Origin of the sequence: Sphingomonas psychrotolerans, assembly GCF_002796605.1 — a bacterium.
Taxonomy (GTDB): domain Bacteria; phylum Pseudomonadota; class Alphaproteobacteria; order Sphingomonadales; family Sphingomonadaceae; genus Sphingomonas; species Sphingomonas psychrotolerans.
Map to the genome: position 1 here is coordinate 2,153,113 of NZ_CP024923.1, position 15,272 is coordinate 2,168,384.

The 15,272-nt window shown below is 65.0% G+C and carries 14 protein-coding genes and 1 pseudogene; 10 read left to right on the forward strand and 5 right to left on the reverse strand.

Annotated elements, in window-relative coordinates; translation table 11 throughout:
- The first annotated feature begins 4 nt into the window (after positions 1-4).
- The 5 genes from CVN68_RS09745 to CVN68_RS09765 all read left to right on the forward strand — a co-directional run bounded on the left by CVN68_RS09745 (position 5) and on the right by CVN68_RS09765 (position 4,294).
- Positions 5-634: a CpaD family pilus assembly protein gene (locus CVN68_RS09745; RefSeq protein ID WP_100282033.1), complete on the forward strand. Its 630-nt coding sequence runs from the start codon at positions 5-7 to the stop codon at positions 632-634.
- Positions 631-1,911 carry an AAA family ATPase gene (locus tag CVN68_RS09750; protein ID WP_100282034.1) on the forward strand — a complete coding sequence of 427 codons (1,281 nt, stop codon included), beginning with the start codon at positions 631-633 and terminating at the stop codon, positions 1,909-1,911. The genes CVN68_RS09745 and CVN68_RS09750 overlap by 4 nt, the downstream gene beginning before the upstream one ends.
- Before the next feature lie 53 nt (positions 1,912-1,964).
- Positions 1,965-2,942, forward strand: a complete 978-nt coding sequence (locus CVN68_RS09755) for a type II secretion system F family protein (protein WP_100282035.1) — start codon at positions 1,965-1,967, stop codon at positions 2,940-2,942.
- A gap of 2 nt (positions 2,943-2,944) precedes the next feature.
- On the forward strand, positions 2,945-3,937 hold the full coding sequence (locus CVN68_RS09760) for a type II secretion system F family protein (protein WP_100282036.1): 993 nt from the start codon (positions 2,945-2,947) through the stop codon (positions 3,935-3,937).
- 75 nt (positions 3,938-4,012) lie between these two features.
- The gene (locus CVN68_RS09765) at positions 4,013-4,294 is read left to right on the forward strand and encodes a hypothetical protein (protein ID WP_100282037.1); all 282 of its coding nucleotides are present in this window, start codon (positions 4,013-4,015) and stop codon (positions 4,292-4,294) included.
- 86 nt (positions 4,295-4,380) lie between these two features.
- Here the strand turns inward: CVN68_RS09765 and ppdK are convergent.
- From ppdK to CVN68_RS09785, 4 genes and pseudogenes are all read right to left on the reverse strand, one after another.
- Positions 4,381-7,043, reverse strand: a pseudogene (gene ppdK / locus CVN68_RS09770) (pyruvate, phosphate dikinase).
- 271 nt (positions 7,044-7,314) lie between these two features.
- Positions 7,315-7,740, reverse strand: a complete 426-nt coding sequence (locus CVN68_RS09775) for a hypothetical protein (protein ID WP_100282038.1) — start codon at positions 7,738-7,740, stop codon at positions 7,315-7,317.
- Positions 7,741-7,760: 20 nt separating this feature from the next.
- Entirely contained in the window at positions 7,761-9,905 is a 2,145-nt protein-coding gene (gene glyS, locus CVN68_RS09780; RefSeq protein ID WP_233503705.1) for a glycine--tRNA ligase subunit beta, read from the reverse strand.
- 47 nt (positions 9,906-9,952) lie between these two features.
- The gene (locus tag CVN68_RS09785) at positions 9,953-10,819 is read right to left on the reverse strand and encodes a glycine--tRNA ligase subunit alpha (RefSeq protein ID WP_100284326.1); all 867 of its coding nucleotides are present in this window, start codon (positions 10,817-10,819) and stop codon (positions 9,953-9,955) included.
- Between the two features lie 93 nt (positions 10,820-10,912).
- Here CVN68_RS09785 and CVN68_RS09790 point away from each other — a divergent pair, with 93 nt between their 5' ends.
- From CVN68_RS09790 to pth, 5 genes are all read left to right on the forward strand, one after another.
- Positions 10,913-11,791, forward strand: coding sequence for a TraB/GumN family protein (locus CVN68_RS09790; protein ID WP_100284327.1), 879 nt, complete (start codon positions 10,913-10,915; stop codon positions 11,789-11,791).
- Positions 11,792-11,978: 187 nt separating this feature from the next.
- On the forward strand, positions 11,979-12,323 hold the full coding sequence (locus tag CVN68_RS09795; RefSeq protein ID WP_100282040.1) for an ArsR/SmtB family transcription factor: 345 nt from the start codon (positions 11,979-11,981) through the stop codon (positions 12,321-12,323).
- Entirely contained in the window at positions 12,320-12,808 is a 489-nt protein-coding gene (locus tag CVN68_RS09800; RefSeq protein WP_100282041.1) for an SRPBCC domain-containing protein, read from the forward strand. Before CVN68_RS09795 ends, CVN68_RS09800 begins: the two co-directional genes overlap by 4 nt.
- 162 nt (positions 12,809-12,970) lie before the next feature.
- The gene (locus tag CVN68_RS09805) at positions 12,971-13,582 is read left to right on the forward strand and encodes a 50S ribosomal protein L25/general stress protein Ctc (protein WP_100282042.1); all 612 of its coding nucleotides are present in this window, start codon (positions 12,971-12,973) and stop codon (positions 13,580-13,582) included.
- 80 nt (positions 13,583-13,662) lie between these two features.
- The gene (pth, locus tag CVN68_RS09810) at positions 13,663-14,232 is read left to right on the forward strand and encodes an aminoacyl-tRNA hydrolase (RefSeq protein ID WP_100282043.1); all 570 of its coding nucleotides are present in this window, start codon (positions 13,663-13,665) and stop codon (positions 14,230-14,232) included.
- A gap of 56 nt (positions 14,233-14,288) precedes the next feature.
- Here pth and CVN68_RS09815 read toward each other — a convergent pair whose 3' ends face one another.
- On the reverse strand, positions 14,289-15,272 hold the full coding sequence (locus tag CVN68_RS09815) for a HupA family protein (protein WP_100282044.1): 984 nt from the start codon (positions 15,270-15,272) through the stop codon (positions 14,289-14,291).

Sequence of the window (15,272 nt, forward strand, 5' to 3'; positions counted from 1 at the left end):
CGCAATGTTGTCGCGCTTCACCCCCCTCCTCTTCGTCCCGCTCGCGCTGTTGAGCGCGTGCGGAACGAATAATCACGGCCTCGACTCGGTGTATCAGCCCGTCGTCGAGCGCAATGATTATGTGTTCGACGTGCAGACCGCCGGGAACGGGCTTGCCGAAGGCGAAGGCCAGCGTCTCGCCGGCTGGCTCGGGTCGATGGGGCTTCGCTACGGCGACCGTATCGCCGTTGACGAGGCCAGCCAGAACGACGCGGTGCGAAACGCGATAGCCGCGCACGCCGATCGCTACGGCCTGGTGCTTTCCGATCAGGCGCCGGTGACGGTGGGCGAAATCCGGCCGGGCACTGCCCGCGTCGTCGTCACCCGCACCACGGCCAGCGTGCCGAACTGCCCGGATCATTCGCCCGACTTCCAGCCGGATTATTCGGCCAGCACCAGCGCGAACTTCGGCTGCGCGACCAACAGCAATCTCGCCGCGATGATAGCGGATCCAATAGACCTGGTGCGCGGCGCGCCCGGCTCGCCACTTTCTGATACGGCAACCTCGGCCAAGGCCGTCAACGCCTATCGCCGCGCAACGCCGTCGGGAGCCGGCGGCGCCGTGAAGGGCGACAGCGCTGGAGGCAAGCAGTGAACGCGCCCTTCAATCCCTCGCGCACTGCGCATCGCGAACCTTTCATCGCCTTCGTCTGCGACGAGACGACCGCCGAGGCGCTTCGGCCGATCGCCGTCGAGCTCGGCTGGTCTCCCGAAAAGGTCAACAAGGGCGGGCTGCGCAATGCGGTCCAGACCCTGTCGGTCTCGGCGAGCCCGAACGTGCTGTTCGTCGATCTTTCCGAATCAGGCGATCCGCTCAACGACATCAACGCGCTCGCCGAGGTTTGCGAGCCCGGCACGATCGTGATCGCGTCGGGGCAGGTCAACGACGTGCGTCTCTATCGCGATCTGGTGGCAAGCGGCATCCACGATTACCTGCTCAAGCCCTTGAACCCCGACGCTCTGCGCGACACCTTCGCGCAAGCCCAGGCCGCCCTCAACGCACCGAAGCTGACCGAAACCGGCAGCGATGTGCCGCATTGCGCGGTCGCGGTCATCGGAACGCGCGGGGGTTGCGGCGCATCGACGATCGCGACCTCGTTGGCCTGGCTCCTGAGCGACAAGCATGTGCGGACGACCGCACTGCTCGATCTTGACGTGCATTTCGGCACCGGCGCGCTCGCGCTCGACCTCGAGCCGGGCCGTGGCCTGACCGACGCGATCGAGAATCCGAGCCGCATCGACGGGCTGTTCATCGAACGCGCGATGGTAAAGGCGTCGGAGCGTCTCGCCGTGCTCTCGGCCGAGGCCCCGATCAACGCGCCCGTCCTCACCGATGGCGCGGCATTCTATCAGTTGCAGGAAGAGATGCGCAGTGCCTTCGAATGCACCGTCGTCGATCTGCCGCGCAATATGCTGGTCAACCATCCGCATCTGATCACCGACATTCAGGTGGCGGTGCTGGTGACCGAGTTCACCCTCGCCGCTGCGCGCGACGCGATCCGCATCCTCAGCTGGTTCAAATCGAACGCGCCGCAGACCCAGGTGATCGTCGTCGCCAACAAGGTGCAGCCGCAGGCGATGCTCGAGATCAGCCGCAAGGACTTCGAAGGCTCGATCGAGCGCAAGATCGATGTGCTGATCCCGTTCGAGCAAAAGGTCGCGGCGCAGGCCGCCAAGCTCGGCAAGCCGCTTGCCGAAGTCGGCAAGTCGGCCAAATCGCTGGCGCCGCTGGCCGAACTGGCGACGCGGATCACCGCGATCACCGATTCGGGCGAGCGCGACGACAAGGCCGCGAAGCCGGCCAAGGGATCGAAGGGCAGCTCGCTGTTCGACAAGATCCGGGTCAAGATGCCGTCAAAGGCAAAGAAGTAATCGTTCCGCGCCCAATTTTGGGCGCGGAATAACGGGTTCGGAGGCACCTCGGCGTGGAATTGCTGCCGGTTTTGATGCTCGGTGGAGGCACCTTCCTGGTGCTGTCGCTGATGGTGATCGCCCTTTCCGGGCCGTCGACGGCGCGCGCGAGTGCGCGTCGACTGACCGGCGTGCGCGAACGTCATGCGGGCACCGCCGGCGCGGTGGCGATGGAAGCACAGATTCGCCGCGTCACCAACAAGGGGACGAGCGGCATGGACCTCGCCGCCTCGCGCTTCCTGCCCAACCCGGCCTTGCTCCAGAAGCGCCTCAACATGACCGGCAAGGGCTGGTCGCTGAGCCAGTACGGCATGGTCACGCTGGGGCTGATCCTGATTCCCGGCGCGTTGCTCTATCTCAAGGGCGCGCCGATCTGGCTGGCGCTGTTCCTCGGCCTGTTCGTCGGCGTCGGACTGCCGCACAAGGTGGTGAGCTTCTTCATCAAGCGTCGCATCAGCAAGTTCACCTCGAAATTTCCCGACGCGATCGACCTGCTCGTGCGTGGTCTGCGTTCGGGCCTGCCGATCACCGAGACGATGGGCGTTGTCGGCCAGGAAGTCGCCGGCCCGGTGGGCGAGGAGTTCCGCGCGGTCTCCGACAAGATGAAGATCGGCCGCACGCTCGATGCAGCGCTGCAGGAAACCGCGGACCGGCTCGGCACCCCCGAATTCCAGTTCTTCACGATCACCATCGCGATCCAGCGCGAAACCGGCGGCAACCTCGCCGAGACGCTCGCCAACCTCGCCGAAGTGCTGCGCAAGCGCGCGCAGATGAAGCTCAAGATCAAGGCGATGTCGTCGGAATCCAAGGCCTCGGCGCTGATCGTCGGCTCGTTGCCGTTCATCGTCTTCGGCCTCGTCTGGTTCATCAACAACAATTACATGCTCAACTTCTTCAAGGACGAGCGGCTGATGGTCGCAGGCGGCGGCGGTCTGATCTGGATGTCGCTCGGCGCCTTCATCATGGCCAAAATGGTCAATTTCGAGATCTGATGATGGCACCCTCCACTGGCCCCACTCTGCTCGGCGTCGACGTCCTCTGGGTCGCAACGATCCTCAGCGCCGTCGCCGCATCGGCAGTCGTGTTCGCGATCTACACTGCGACGACCGTGCGCGATCCCATGGCGAAGCGAGTCAAGGCGCTCAACGACCGCCGCGAGCAGCTCAAGGCGGGCATCACCGCCTCGACTTCGAAGCGCCGGGCCAAGCTCGTCACGAAGAACGAGACGACCGACCGGATCCGCGCCCTGCTCTCCTCGATGAAGGTGCTGCAGGAGAGCCAGATCAAGGTCGCCCAGACCAAGCTGCTCCAGGCCGGCATCCGTTCGAAGGAATGGGCCGTCGCAGTGATCTTCGGCCGGCTGGTGCTGCCGATCGTGATCGGCGGGCCGATCCTGTATCTGGTCTACGGCACCGACATGTTCGCCGATTGGAGCGCGTTCAAGAAATACGGCCTCGTCGCAGTCAGCTTCATCCTGAGCTACAAGGCGCCCGACATCTATCTCAAGAACAAGATCACCAAGCGCAGCCACGCGATTCGCAAGGGGCTTCCCGACGCGCTCGACCTGCTGGTGATCTGCGCCGAGGCGGGACTCACCGTCGACGCTGCCTTCGCGCGCGTTTCCAAGGAACTCGGCAAGGCATATCCCGAGCTCGGCGAGGAATTCTCGCTGACCGGTATCGAGCTGGGCTTTCTGACCGATCGCCGCCAGGCATTCGAGAATCTGGCAAATCGCATCAATCTCGATGCGATCCAGGGCGTGGTCACCACGATGATCCAGACCGAGAAATACGGCACGCCGCTCGCGTCCGCGCTGCGCGTGCTCTCCGCCGAGTTCCGCAACGAGCGGATGATGCGCGCCGAGGAAAAGGCCGCGCGGCTGCCCGCCATCATGACGATCCCGCTGATCCTGTTCATCCTGCCGGTGCTGTTCATCGTGATCCTCGGGCCGGCGGCCTGTTCGATCAACGATGCGCTAATGAGCTAATTCGCGCTTCGATCGTTACGGTGGCATCGGCGGCACGGGCGGACTAGCCTGCCCGCCGCCACAGGAGATCGAGCGATGCAAGGATTGCCTTTCGACACGGCCACGCAGTTGATCGCTTTGGGCATCACGCTCGTGGCGGGATTTTTCTTCGGGCTGGCCGCGCGATCCGGGCGCAGCAAGTGGCGCGATCGCTATCAGGACGAAGAGCTGCGCCACCGCACCTATCGCGACGAGACCGGCGCCGAGCTGCGCGAATCACAACGCCGCTTGCGCGAACTCGAGACGGAGAATGCCCGGCTTCGCGCTGCGACCGGCGCGACCGTGGTGACGCCGACACGTACGGTCGATCCCTATTGAAACTCGGGGCTCCTGCAAAAGCATGAGGCCCCGGCCGCGAGCGATCGCCTCTGACTCTGGGCTCCTGCTTTCGCAGGAGCCCAGAGTCACTTTGCCGTGAGCGCCGCCTGCGCCGCAGCCAGCCGCGCGATCGGGACGCGATAGGGTGAGGCCGAGACGTAATCGAGCCTGGTCGCTTCGCAGAACGCGATCGAGGCGGGATCGCCGCCATGTTCGCCGCAAATGCCCAGCTTTATGTCGGGGCGCGTCGCCCTGCCCCGCTCCGCGGCGATGCTGATCAGCTCGCCGACGCCCTCGACGTCGATCGAGACGAACGGATCGCGGGCGTAGATGCCCTTTTCGACATAGGTCGTCAGGAAGCGCGCCGCGTCGTCGCGGCTCACGCCCAGCGTGGTCTGGGTGAGATCGTTGGTGCCGAAGCTGAAGAACGCGCCGACCTCGGCGATCTCGCCCGCGCGCAGGGCGGCGCGCGGCAGCTCGATCATCGTGCCGACCAGATATTCGATTCGACGCCCCTTCTCGGCGAACACCGCCTCGGCCGCCTTGTCGACGACGATCTTCATCAGCTCGAGCTCGCGGCGGGTGGCGACCAACGGGATCATCACTTCGGGGATCGGCGCCGCGCCCGACTTTTCGGCCACCTCGATCGCCGCCTCGAAGATCGCGCGCGCCTGCATCTCGTAGATCTCGGGATAGGTCACGCCGAGGCGGCAGCCGCGATGGCCGAGCATCGGATTGAACTCGTGCAGTTCCGCCGCGCGGCGGCGCAACAAGTCTACGCCGATGTTGGCAGCCTTGGCGACTTCCTCGAACTCAGCTTCCTCGTGGGGCAGGAATTCGTGGAGCGGCGGATCGAGCAGGCGGATCGTGCAGGGCAGCCCGGCCATCACTTCGAAGATCTCGACGAAATCGCTGCGCTGCTCGGGGAGCAATTTATCGAGCGCGGCGCGGCGCCCCTTCTCGTCCGAGGCGAGGATCATCTGGCGCACTGCAGTGATCCGCGACTGTTCGAAGAACATGTGCTCGGTGCGACACAGCCCGATCCCCTCGGCGCCGAACTCGCGCGCGGTACGGCAATCAAGCGGCGTCTCGGCATTGGCGCGCACCTTGAGCCGGCGCTTGGCATCGGCCCAAAGCATCAGCGTGCCGAAATCGCCCGACAGCTCGGGCTGGACCGTCGGGACCGCGCCGAACATCACTTCGCCGGTGGTGCCGTCGATCGTGATCGTGTCGCCTTCGCGCACTTCGCGGCCACCGACCCGAAACAGCTTCTCCTTGGCGACGATCCCCAGCGTGCCCGCACCCGAGACGCACGGACGCCCCATTCCGCGCGCAACCACCGCCGCATGGCTGGTCATCCCGCCGCGCGCGGTGAGGATGCCTCTGGCGGCGTGCATGCCGTGAATGTCCTCGGGCGAAGTCTCGACGCGGACGAGGATCACGGAGTCGCCCGCGGCGGCGCGCTTCTCGGCGGTGTCGCTGTCGAACACCGCATAGCCCGATGCGGCGCCGGGTGACGCCGGCAAACCCTTGGTCAACACGTCGCGCACTGCCTTGGGGTCGAGCGTCGGGTGGAGTAACTGGTCGAGCGCCATCGGATCGACGCGCAGGATTGCCTCTTCCTGCGTGATCAGCCCTTCGTTCGCCATGTCGACTGCGATCTTGAGCGCGGCCTTGGCGGTGCGCTTTCCCGAGCGGGTCTGGAGCATCCAGAGCTTGCCGCGCTCGACGGTGAACTCGATGTCCTGCATGTCGCGATAATGCGTCTCGAGCGTCTCGAAGACCGTAGCGAGCTGGGCGTAGACCTCGGGCATCGCCTCTTCCATCGACAGCGGCTTGGCCCCTGCCGCCTCGCGCGCCGCCCGCGTCAAATATTGCGGGGTGCGGATGCCGGCGACGACGTCCTCGCCCTGCGCGTTGATCAGGAATTCGCCATAATAGGCGTTGTCGCCCTTGGCGGGATCGCGCGTGAAGGCGACGCCGGTGGCCGACGTCTCGCCCATATTGCCGAACACCATCGCCTGGACGTTGACCGCGGTGCCCCAGTCGCCGGGAATGTCGTTGAGGCGGCGATAGACCTTGGCGCGCTCGGACTGCCACGATCCGAACACCGCGCCGATCGCGCCCCAGAGCTGATCGTGGACGTCCTGCGGGAAGGGCTTGCCCCAAAGCTCCTCGACGATCGCCTTGTATTCGGCGACGAGCTTCTGCCAATGCGCGGCGGTCAGCTCGGTATCGAGGCTGAAGCCATTATCTTCCTTGGCAATCTCGAGCGCTTCCTCGAAGCGATCGTGATCAAGCCCGAGGACGACGTCCGAATACATCTGGATGAAGCGGCGATAGCTGTCCCACGCGAAGCGATCGTCGCCGCTGATCTGCGCGAGCCCGACGACGGTGGCATCGTTCAGCCCGAGGTTCAGCACCGTGTCCATCATGCCGGGCATCGACACGCGCGCGCCCGAGCGGACCGAAACGAGGAGCGGATCGGCGGGGTCGCCGAATTTCTTGCCCGTCACTGCCTCGATATGGACGATGCCGGTGGCGACTTCGGCCTTGAGGCTGTCGGGGAAGCTTTCGCCTTCGTCGTAATAGAGCGCGCAGACCGGGGTGCTGATCGTGAAGCCGGGAGGGACCGGCAGGCCGATCGCGGCCATGCCGTCGAGATTGGCGCCCTTCCCCCGAGCAGATTCTTGTCGCCTTGACCGCCGTCCGAAACCCCGCCGCCGAAGCGGTACACGTACTGCGTCATCCCTGGTCCTTCTGCTGGAGGCACTGCCCCAGGATGGAAGGCGCCTACCGCGGCTGCGAACAAGGCGGAAGCTCTGATTGCGTTGTCAGGTGCCCCGCCCGCGCCGGACGGCCAAAGGCTGGGAAAGGTTAGGCGAAATCGTCCGTTTCGGGTGCGCAATAAGTCAGATAAATCAGCCTTCGATCTTCGAAAGAATCCGCAACTTTGTGCGTCGCAACACGAACCGGCGCGCAGGCGAGTCCGGTATCGAACGACGGCAGCGGTTCTGCCCCTATCTGCGCTCGAGCGCAGCGCGTCCGAGCGATCCCAGCAGCAACAGATCGGGCATGTTTCCGGCCAGCCGGACGCGGACCGCCTTGCTGAGCATCTTGCGCTCCTGCTCGACCGACTCCACCCGCGCCCAGGGAATGAAGATCATCGGATGGAAGGGGCGAAACGGCAGGAAAGGCCGCAGCCAGAACCCGCTTTGCGCGAACCAGCCGTCGATGCTCGATCCATAATTGGGCGACATCAGCTTGCCGCCGATGCTCAGACTGCCGAAGCGGACGCGCCGGGCGGACGGCGGCGCATCCGAGGTCGCCGGATAGGCCGCGGCGATCTCGCGCCAGCCCTGCCGCGCGATGAAGCCGATGACCGCGATCCAGAAGAACGGAAAGGCGAAAAGGAACAACAGGATGAAGATCGCCGGATGGATCATCTCATGCCCTCCTGCCGGCGTCATCCGTCGATCCGCGAGAAGTCCGCAACCTTGTGTACCGCGGCACGAACCCGGGCGAGCAGGCCGAGCCGGGCGATGCGCTTGTCGGGATCGGGATCGTTCACCGTCACCTGTTCGAAGAACGCGTCGATCGGCCCGCGCAACGTGGCGAGCGCGGCCATCGCGGCTTCGAAATCCTCCGCTGCGATCGCCGCCTCGGCGCGGGGTTCGGCGGCGTCGAGCGCCTCGATCAGATCGGATTCGGCGGGCGCGGCCTCGTAGATATTGCCGCCGACATCGACATCAGTGCCGTCGAAACCCTCTTTCTTGAGGATGTTCGCGGCGCGCTTGTAGCCGGCGAGGAGGTTGGCGCCGTCCCCGGTGGTAACGAACGCCTGCAGCGCGTGGACGCGGGCGAGCAGGCGGACGAGATCGTCCTCACCGCCGAGCGCGAACACCGCGTCGATCAGGTCGTGGCGTACGCCGGCTTCGCGCTGCTGGACCTTGAGGCGGTCGACAATGAAATCAATGATCTGATTGGCAACTGCCAACAGATTCTGATTATCACTCTCCGCAGCTTGCAGCCTATTTCCACGCTCCTCAAAACCGTGCCCGTAAATTCGTTCGAAGATTACGAATGCATCGGTAGCCGGACCGAGAATGGGCAAGTTCGTGCAGGCTTTTCGCAACGAACCCCGAAGCCCGTTTTCGACAATGATAGAAATGATCCCGAGTGCGGCTCGCCTAAGCGCGAAAGGATCACGCGAGCCCGTAGGCCGTTCATCAATGCCGAAAAAAGCCGCTAGCGTATCCAGCTTATCCGCAAGCGACACCGCCACAGTGACTGGAGCAGTTGGAATCTCGTCCCCCTGCCCGACCGGCTTGTAATGGTCGCGGATCGCCTCAGCGACCGTCGCTGACTCACCCTGCGCAGCGGCGTAGTAACCGCCCATCAGGCCCTGCAGTTCGGGAAACTCGCCGACCATGCCGGTGACTAGATCTGATTTGGACCAGCTCGCAGCCTTGAACGTGTCGTTGTAAAGCGTGGTTTTCGCCTGCGGGCTCTGATCTTGTGCTCGCACGACCTCCACGTCGACAAGCCAGCGAGCGAACTTCGAGATACGCTCGACCTTGTCCGCCACCGTCCCTAGCTTCTCGTGGAAAACGATCTTTTCCAGCTTGGGCCGGAGGTCGTCGAGCTTCGTCTTGAGATCGGTGTCGTAGAAGAAGCGCGCGTCGCTCAGCCGTGCGGCGAGGACCTTCTGGTTGCCCTCGACGATCCGCGCGCCGCCGTCGCTCGCGTCGATGTTCGCGGTACAGACGAAGGCGTTGGCGAGTTTGCCCTCGCCATCCCGGCAGACAAAGTATTTCTGGTTCACCCGCGCAGTGAGCTGGATCACCTCCGGGGGCACCGAAAGGAAATCCGCGTCGAAGCGTCCGAGCAGCGGCACCGGCCATTCGGTCAGGCCGGCATTCTCGAACAGCAGGCCTTCGTCCTCGACCAATTCCAGCCCCGCCTTGCGCGCGGCCAGCTTGGCGCCGACCGCGATGATCGCGCGGCGCTCGGCGCCGTCGACGATCACGTGGCAGGCGCGCAGTTTCTCGACATAGTCGTTCGCCGACCCGATGGTGATCACGCCGGGATGGTGGAAGCGATGGCCTACGGTCTGCGCGCCGCTCTTGAGCCCGGCGACTTCGATCGGCACCAATTTGTCGCCGAGCAAGGCGACAATGCCCTGCAGCGGGCGGACCCAGCGCAGGCTCTCGGTCGAGACCGAAGCATCTCCCCAGCGCATCGATTTGGGCCAGGCGAAATTGTGGATCGCGTGGGTCGTGGCACTGGCGAGCACCGAGCCGGCGACGATCCCCGGCCGCTCGATCACTGCGAACAGCACCTGCCCGCCCTTGCCGTCGTCGCGCGCGACGAGCTGGTCGCGGGTGAGACCGGTCGAGCGCAGAAAGCCCTGGATCGCGGCGTCGGGCGCGTCGGCACGGGGGCCTTTGCGCTCTTCGGTTGCCGCGGTGGTGGTCTCGGCGACGCCGCGGACGATCAATGCGAGACGCCGCGGGGTGGCGAAGCTCTCGATGCTGTCGAAGGCGAGGTTGAGCGCCTTCAATCGCGCGTCGAACAAGGCGGCGAGGTCGGTGCGCGCCTTTTCCTGCATCCGCGCCGGAATCTCTTCGGAGCGGAGTTCGAGAAGGAAGTCTTCGGTCACAGCGACCACTCCGGATACTTCTCGGCCCAGACGGGCGTCATGTGGGCGATCCACGCCTCGCAGCTGCCCTTCGCGAGATCGCGGACCCGGCCGATATAGGCCTGGCGCTCGGCGACCGAGATGACGCCGCGGGCCTGGAGCAGGTTGAAGGTGTGGCTGGCTTCGATCGCCTGCTCATAGGCGGCGATCGGCACGTTCTGCGTCAGGCAATTCTCGCACTCGGCAACAGCCTTGCGGAACCCTTCGAACAAGGTCTCGGTATCGGCAACTTCGAAATTGTACTTCGACATCTGCTTCTCGTTCTCGAGAAACACGTCGCCATAGGTCACGCCGCCATCGTTGAACGCGAGGTCGTACACGCTGTCCTTGTTCTGGATGTACATCGCCAGCCGCTCGAGCCCGTAGGTCAGCTCACCCGCCACCGGCTTGCAATCGAACCCGCCCATCTGCTGGAAATAGGTGAACTGGGTGACTTCCATCCCGTCGCACCAGACTTCCCAGCCCAGCCCCCACGCGCCGAGCGTCGGCGATTCCCAATCGTCCTCGACGAAGCGGATGTCGTGGCGCGTGAAGTCCACCCCGATCGCCGCGAGCGAACCCAGATAGAGCTCCTGCAGATCGGGCGGGCTCGGCTTCAGGATCACCTGGTACTGGTAATAATGCTGGAGCCGGTTGGGGTTCTCGCCATAGCGGCCATCGGTCGGGCGGCGGCAGGGCTGGACGAAGGCGGCATTCCACGGATCGGGGCCGAGCGCGCGCAAGGTCGTCGCCGGGTGGAAGGTCCCCGCGCCCATACGCATGTCATAGGGCTGGAGGATCACGCAGCCGCGTTCGCTCCAGTAATCATGGAGCTTCAGGATCATCCGCTGGAAGCTGAGAGGTTCGGACATATGCGCCGTGCTTTGGCGCGCGATGCCCACGTTGACAAGGATGCAGTGATCCCCTCCTGTCGCGCGATGTTTCGGAAATTGCTGATTGGAGCGGCGCTGCTGGCGCTGGGCGGGTGCGAGGCGAAGAAGGCGGCGAACCACGCCGACCCTGCCTTGTGGGTGGTCAAGGACGCCGACACCACGATCTATCTGTTCGGGACGGTGCATATGCTCAAGCCCGGGCTCAGCTGGTTCGACGACGGCGTGAAGACCGCGTTCGACGCGAGCAACGAACTGGTGCTCGAACTGATGATGCCGCCCGAGGCCGAGATGCAGGCGCTGGTCGGCGAACTCGGCATGACGAATGCGGGCCCTGCCCTGCCCGACCAATTGCCGCCCGCCGAGGCCGCCAGGTTCCGCGCCGCGATTGCCGAGATGGGGCTGTCGCCCGAAGCGCTCGATCGCGCCGAGCCGTGGCTGGCCGCGACGATGCTGTCGGCGGCACCGCTGCGCCGGCTCGGCTATGACGAAAAGGACGGCGCCGAGGCCGTGCTTACCGCCGCGGCGAGCGCCGCGGGCAAGCGCGTGAACGGCCTCGAGACGGCGCGCGAGCAACTCGGCTATTTCGATCGGCTGCCGATCGCGGCGCAACGCGCGCTGCTGATCGATACGCTGGACGACTTGCCCAAGGCCGGCGCGACGATCGACCGGATGGTTGCGGCGTGGAGCGCGGGCGATGCCGACGGGCTCGCCCGGCTGATGAACGAGGATCTGGCCCGCGCGCCCGAGCTGGCCGACGCGCTGCTCGCCCGGCGGAACGCCAAATGGGCGGATTGGTTGACGCAGCGGATGAAGGCGCCGGGCACGGTATTCGTCGCGGTCGGCGCGGGGCACCTTGCCGGTAATGCCGGCGTGCAGGCCGAGCTGGCGAAGCGCGGGCTCAAGGCGGAGCGCGTCGACTATTGAGCCTGCCCCTCCCTGCAAGGGAGGGTTCGGGGTGGTAGAAAAGGCCGGGCTGATGCCCGGCCTTTTCTTTGCTGCGGCTCGATGGGCTCCCCCGGGTCGCCCCCCTGTCCCTCCTTGTAGGAAGCGGAGTTTTGCAGCTTGACTCCACTCCTCATTTAACTGATAGGTTATTTAACCAGGAGGTTATATGATTCTCGCACCCGACCCGCTAAGCGCCACCTTCGCCGCTTTGGCCGATCCGACCCGGCGCGCGATCCTCGCCCGGCTGGCCCGGGGCGAAACCTCTGTCGGCGAACTCGCCCGCCCGTTCGCGATGAGTGGGCCGGCGGTGACCAAGCATCTCAAGGTGCTCGAACGCGCCGGGCTGATCTCGCGCGGCCGCACGGCGCAGCAGCGTCCGGCGAAGCTCGAGGCGGAAGCACTCAAGGCGGCGAGCGACTGGCTCACTGCCTATCGCCGCTTCTGGGAAGAGAAGTTCGACGATCTCGACAGCTATTTGAAGCGATTGCAGGAAGAAGGAGAGCAAGAATGAACGCCATTGTGACCGAGTCCGGCGTGGGCTCCGAATTAGTCATCGTCCGAACCTTTGCCGCGCCGCGCGACCTCGTCTTCGATTGCCTGACCAAGGCCGAGCATCTCGCGCGCTGGTGGGGGCCGCACCATTTCGACGTACCCTTTTGCGAGAGCGACGTGCGGCCGGGCGGCAAGATCCGGATCGACATGCGCGGGCCCGAGCCGCACGGCACCAATCCGTGCTTCGGTGAATTTCTCGAGGTCGAGCGACCCGACCGGCTCTCGATAATGCTGCGCGCCTTCCAGGAAGCGGACGGCAGCTGGGGCATCGAGCATGTCACCACTTTCGTGTTCGAGGACGCGGCCGGCGGCGGCACGACGATGCACATGACGACGGTGATCAAGCAGGTGAGCGAAAAGCTGCTGCCGGCGCTGTCGGGCATGGAGGAAGGCTGGAGCCAGAGCTTCGAGAAGCTCGAGGCGCTGTTGCCCGAACTGGTGTAGCGGAGGGACTATTCCAGATCTGATCCTCCCCCGGAGGGGGGAGGATTGGATCGGTTGCACTTTACCCGCATTTCCGCTAGAGGCGCGCGCTTGCCCGGGCAGGGTCATCCCTGGAGGCCTGCCCGGCATGAACTGAAACACTTTAGCGCATTGGAACGACACATGAGCGAATCGCTTACGCTGTCGGCCGAGACGCGCGACCGGGTTGGCAAGGGAGCCTCCCGGGCGCTTCGTCGTGAAGGCCGCGTCCCCGCCGTTATCTACGGCAGCAAGGCAGACCCCGTTGGCATCCATGTCAGCGAACGCGAGCTGATGAAGCTGCTCAACACCGGGCACTTCATGAACTCGGTCGTCATGGTCAATGGCGAGCGCACCTTGCCCAAGGATGTCACCTTCAACGTCGTGACCGATCGTCCGGTCCATGTCGACTTCCTGCGCATCTCCGAGCATGCCAGCGTGCACGTCAACGTGCCGATCGTGTTCATCGATGAGGAAGAATCGGCCGGGATCAAGCGCGGCGGCGTGCTCAATGTCGTCCGTCACGAGCTCGAGCTCGTCGTCGACGCATCCGAGATCCCCGACCAGATCGAGATTTCGCTCAAGGGCGTCGAAGTCGGCGATTCGATCCACATCTCGGCAGTCACGCTGCCCAAGGGTGCGACTTCGGCGATCACCGATCGCGACTTCACCATCGCGACGATCGTGGCGCCGTCCGCGCTCAAGTCGAGCGAAGGCGACAGCCAGGGCGAAGCCGGCGAGGCCGAGGGCGAGTAATCGCTCGCACGAACTTTCCTGGGTGAAAAAATCGCCTCCGCATCCTAGGTGCGGGGGCGATTTTGTTTTGGGGTTTAGGCATGCAGCTCTGGGTGGGTCTCGGCAATCCGGGACCGCAATATGCGATGCACCGGCACAATGTCGGCTTCATGGCGGCGGACGCCATCGCCGAAGTGCACGACTTCCCGGCACCGAAGAAGCAGTTCCAGGGCTGGACGCAGGAAGGACGGATCGGCCCCGACAAGGTGACCCTGCTCAAGCCCGGCACCTTCATGAACGAGAGCGGCCGCGCCGTCCGCGCGGCGATGGACTTCTACAAGCTGGCGCCCGCCGACGTCACCGTCTTCCACGACGAGCTCGATCTGCTGCCGTTCAAGGTCAAGGTGAAGATCGGCGGCGGCACCGCGGGGCATAACGGGCTGCGCTCGACCGACTCGCATATCGGCCCCGATTTTCGCCGGGTGCGGATCGGGATCGGCCATCCCGGGCACAAGGACCGGGTGACCGGCTATGTGCTGGGCAACTACGCCAAGGCCGAGATCGAGCCGCTCACCGACCTGCTCGGTGCGATCGCCGCGGAGGCGTCATGGCTCGCGAGCGGCAACGATGCGCGCTTCATGAGCGACGTGGCGCTGCGGCTGCAGGACTGAGCGCAAGAAAAAGGGGGCCCGGTTTCCCGGAGCCCCTTCGCTGTTCTGATCGAAGCTTACTTCTTGCCGACGATCACCCCGACGAGGCGCTGATTGCCCCCGCCGACGGTACCGTTAGCTGCGAAGGCAATGCCGATCTCCTTGCCCTGCGAGCCGAAGAAGCCGCCGGTGAGCGTGCCCGACAGCGTCGGGCTGCCGGTGAAGCTGCCCTGGAACTGGTTCTGCCCGGTCGAAATCCCGCCCTGGGCAGTGAAGGTGCCGTACGCAGTCGTCGCGCCGCCTTGCGGAGTCTGGTCGAGCGTGAGCGCGATATCGACGAGGCCGGTCGAGAAGTTGACCGAAACCGTGACGGTGCCGCCGATCCGCGCGACGGTGGTGACACCGCCGTTGACGCCAACCAGCCGGCCGACGACGGTCGACGTATAGGCCTGCGTGCCGGTCTTCGGCATATCGGTCAGCACGGTCTGGTAGCCGAATACCGAGGTGGTGATCCGCTTGGCGCCCGTCGTCGAATCGCCGCGCCACCAATTGGCGTAGCTGAGATTGGTCAGCTGCAGCGCGGTGTTGCTCGTCACTTGCGACGGGATGGTGTTGTTGAGAAACTCGAGCTGCGAAAACTTGCCCGCAGTCGCCGTGTCGGTGGTGCGGAACACGAACTCGGTCACACCCGGCGCGGGAGCGGTGGTGACGTTGGCGTTGACGAAACGCGATTCCTCGCCATTCTCGTTGATCACATAGGTCGCCGTGGCGATCGCGTTGCTGGTGGCGAGGCTCAGACGGCTCGACAGGCCCACCTCGGTGGTCGCGACGCCCAGCGTCACTGCCCCGGCCGGATCACCGGTATAGCTGGTCGAGGCATTGATCGTGTTGAACGAGGCCGCGGCCGCCAGCGGGAACGCCGTATAGGTAGGCGACGCAGTCGGCGTTGGTGTCGGGGTGGCCGTGGGAGACGGGGTGGGAGTGGGATCATCGCTCCCGCTGCAGCTCGCAAGCGCGAAGGTCGCCGCGGCGGCGCTCATGATCATGTGACGGCGAATCAT

Coding starts and splice junctions, on each gene's coding strand:
- CVN68_RS09785 (WP_100284326.1), bottom strand. CDS start 10,819: ATGATCCTGAAGCTCCATGATTACTGGAGCGAACGCGGCTGCGTGATC.
- CVN68_RS09800 (WP_100282041.1), top strand. CDS start 12,320: ATGAACGCCATTGTGACCGAGTCCGGCGTGGGCTCCGAATTAGTCATC.
- pth (WP_100282043.1), top strand. CDS start 13,663: ATGCAGCTCTGGGTGGGTCTCGGCAATCCGGGACCGCAATATGCGATG.
- CVN68_RS09775 (WP_100282038.1), bottom strand. CDS start 7,740: ATGATCCATCCGGCGATCTTCATCCTGTTGTTCCTTTTCGCCTTTCCG.
- CVN68_RS09795 (WP_100282040.1), top strand. CDS start 11,979: ATGATTCTCGCACCCGACCCGCTAAGCGCCACCTTCGCCGCTTTGGCC.
- CVN68_RS09815 (WP_100282044.1), bottom strand. CDS start 15,272: ATGATTCGCCGTCACATGATCATGAGCGCCGCCGCGGCGACCTTCGCG.
- CVN68_RS09765 (WP_100282037.1), top strand. CDS start 4,013: ATGCAAGGATTGCCTTTCGACACGGCCACGCAGTTGATCGCTTTGGGC.
- CVN68_RS09805 (WP_100282042.1), top strand. CDS start 12,971: ATGAGCGAATCGCTTACGCTGTCGGCCGAGACGCGCGACCGGGTTGGC.
- CVN68_RS09790 (WP_100284327.1), top strand. CDS start 10,913: ATGTTTCGGAAATTGCTGATTGGAGCGGCGCTGCTGGCGCTGGGCGGG.
- glyS (WP_233503705.1), bottom strand. CDS start 9,905: ATGCAGGAAAAGGCGCGCACCGACCTCGCCGCCTTGTTCGACGCGCGA.
- CVN68_RS09745 (WP_100282033.1), top strand. CDS start 5: ATGTTGTCGCGCTTCACCCCCCTCCTCTTCGTCCCGCTCGCGCTGTTG.
- CVN68_RS09760 (WP_100282036.1), top strand. CDS start 2,945: ATGGCACCCTCCACTGGCCCCACTCTGCTCGGCGTCGACGTCCTCTGG.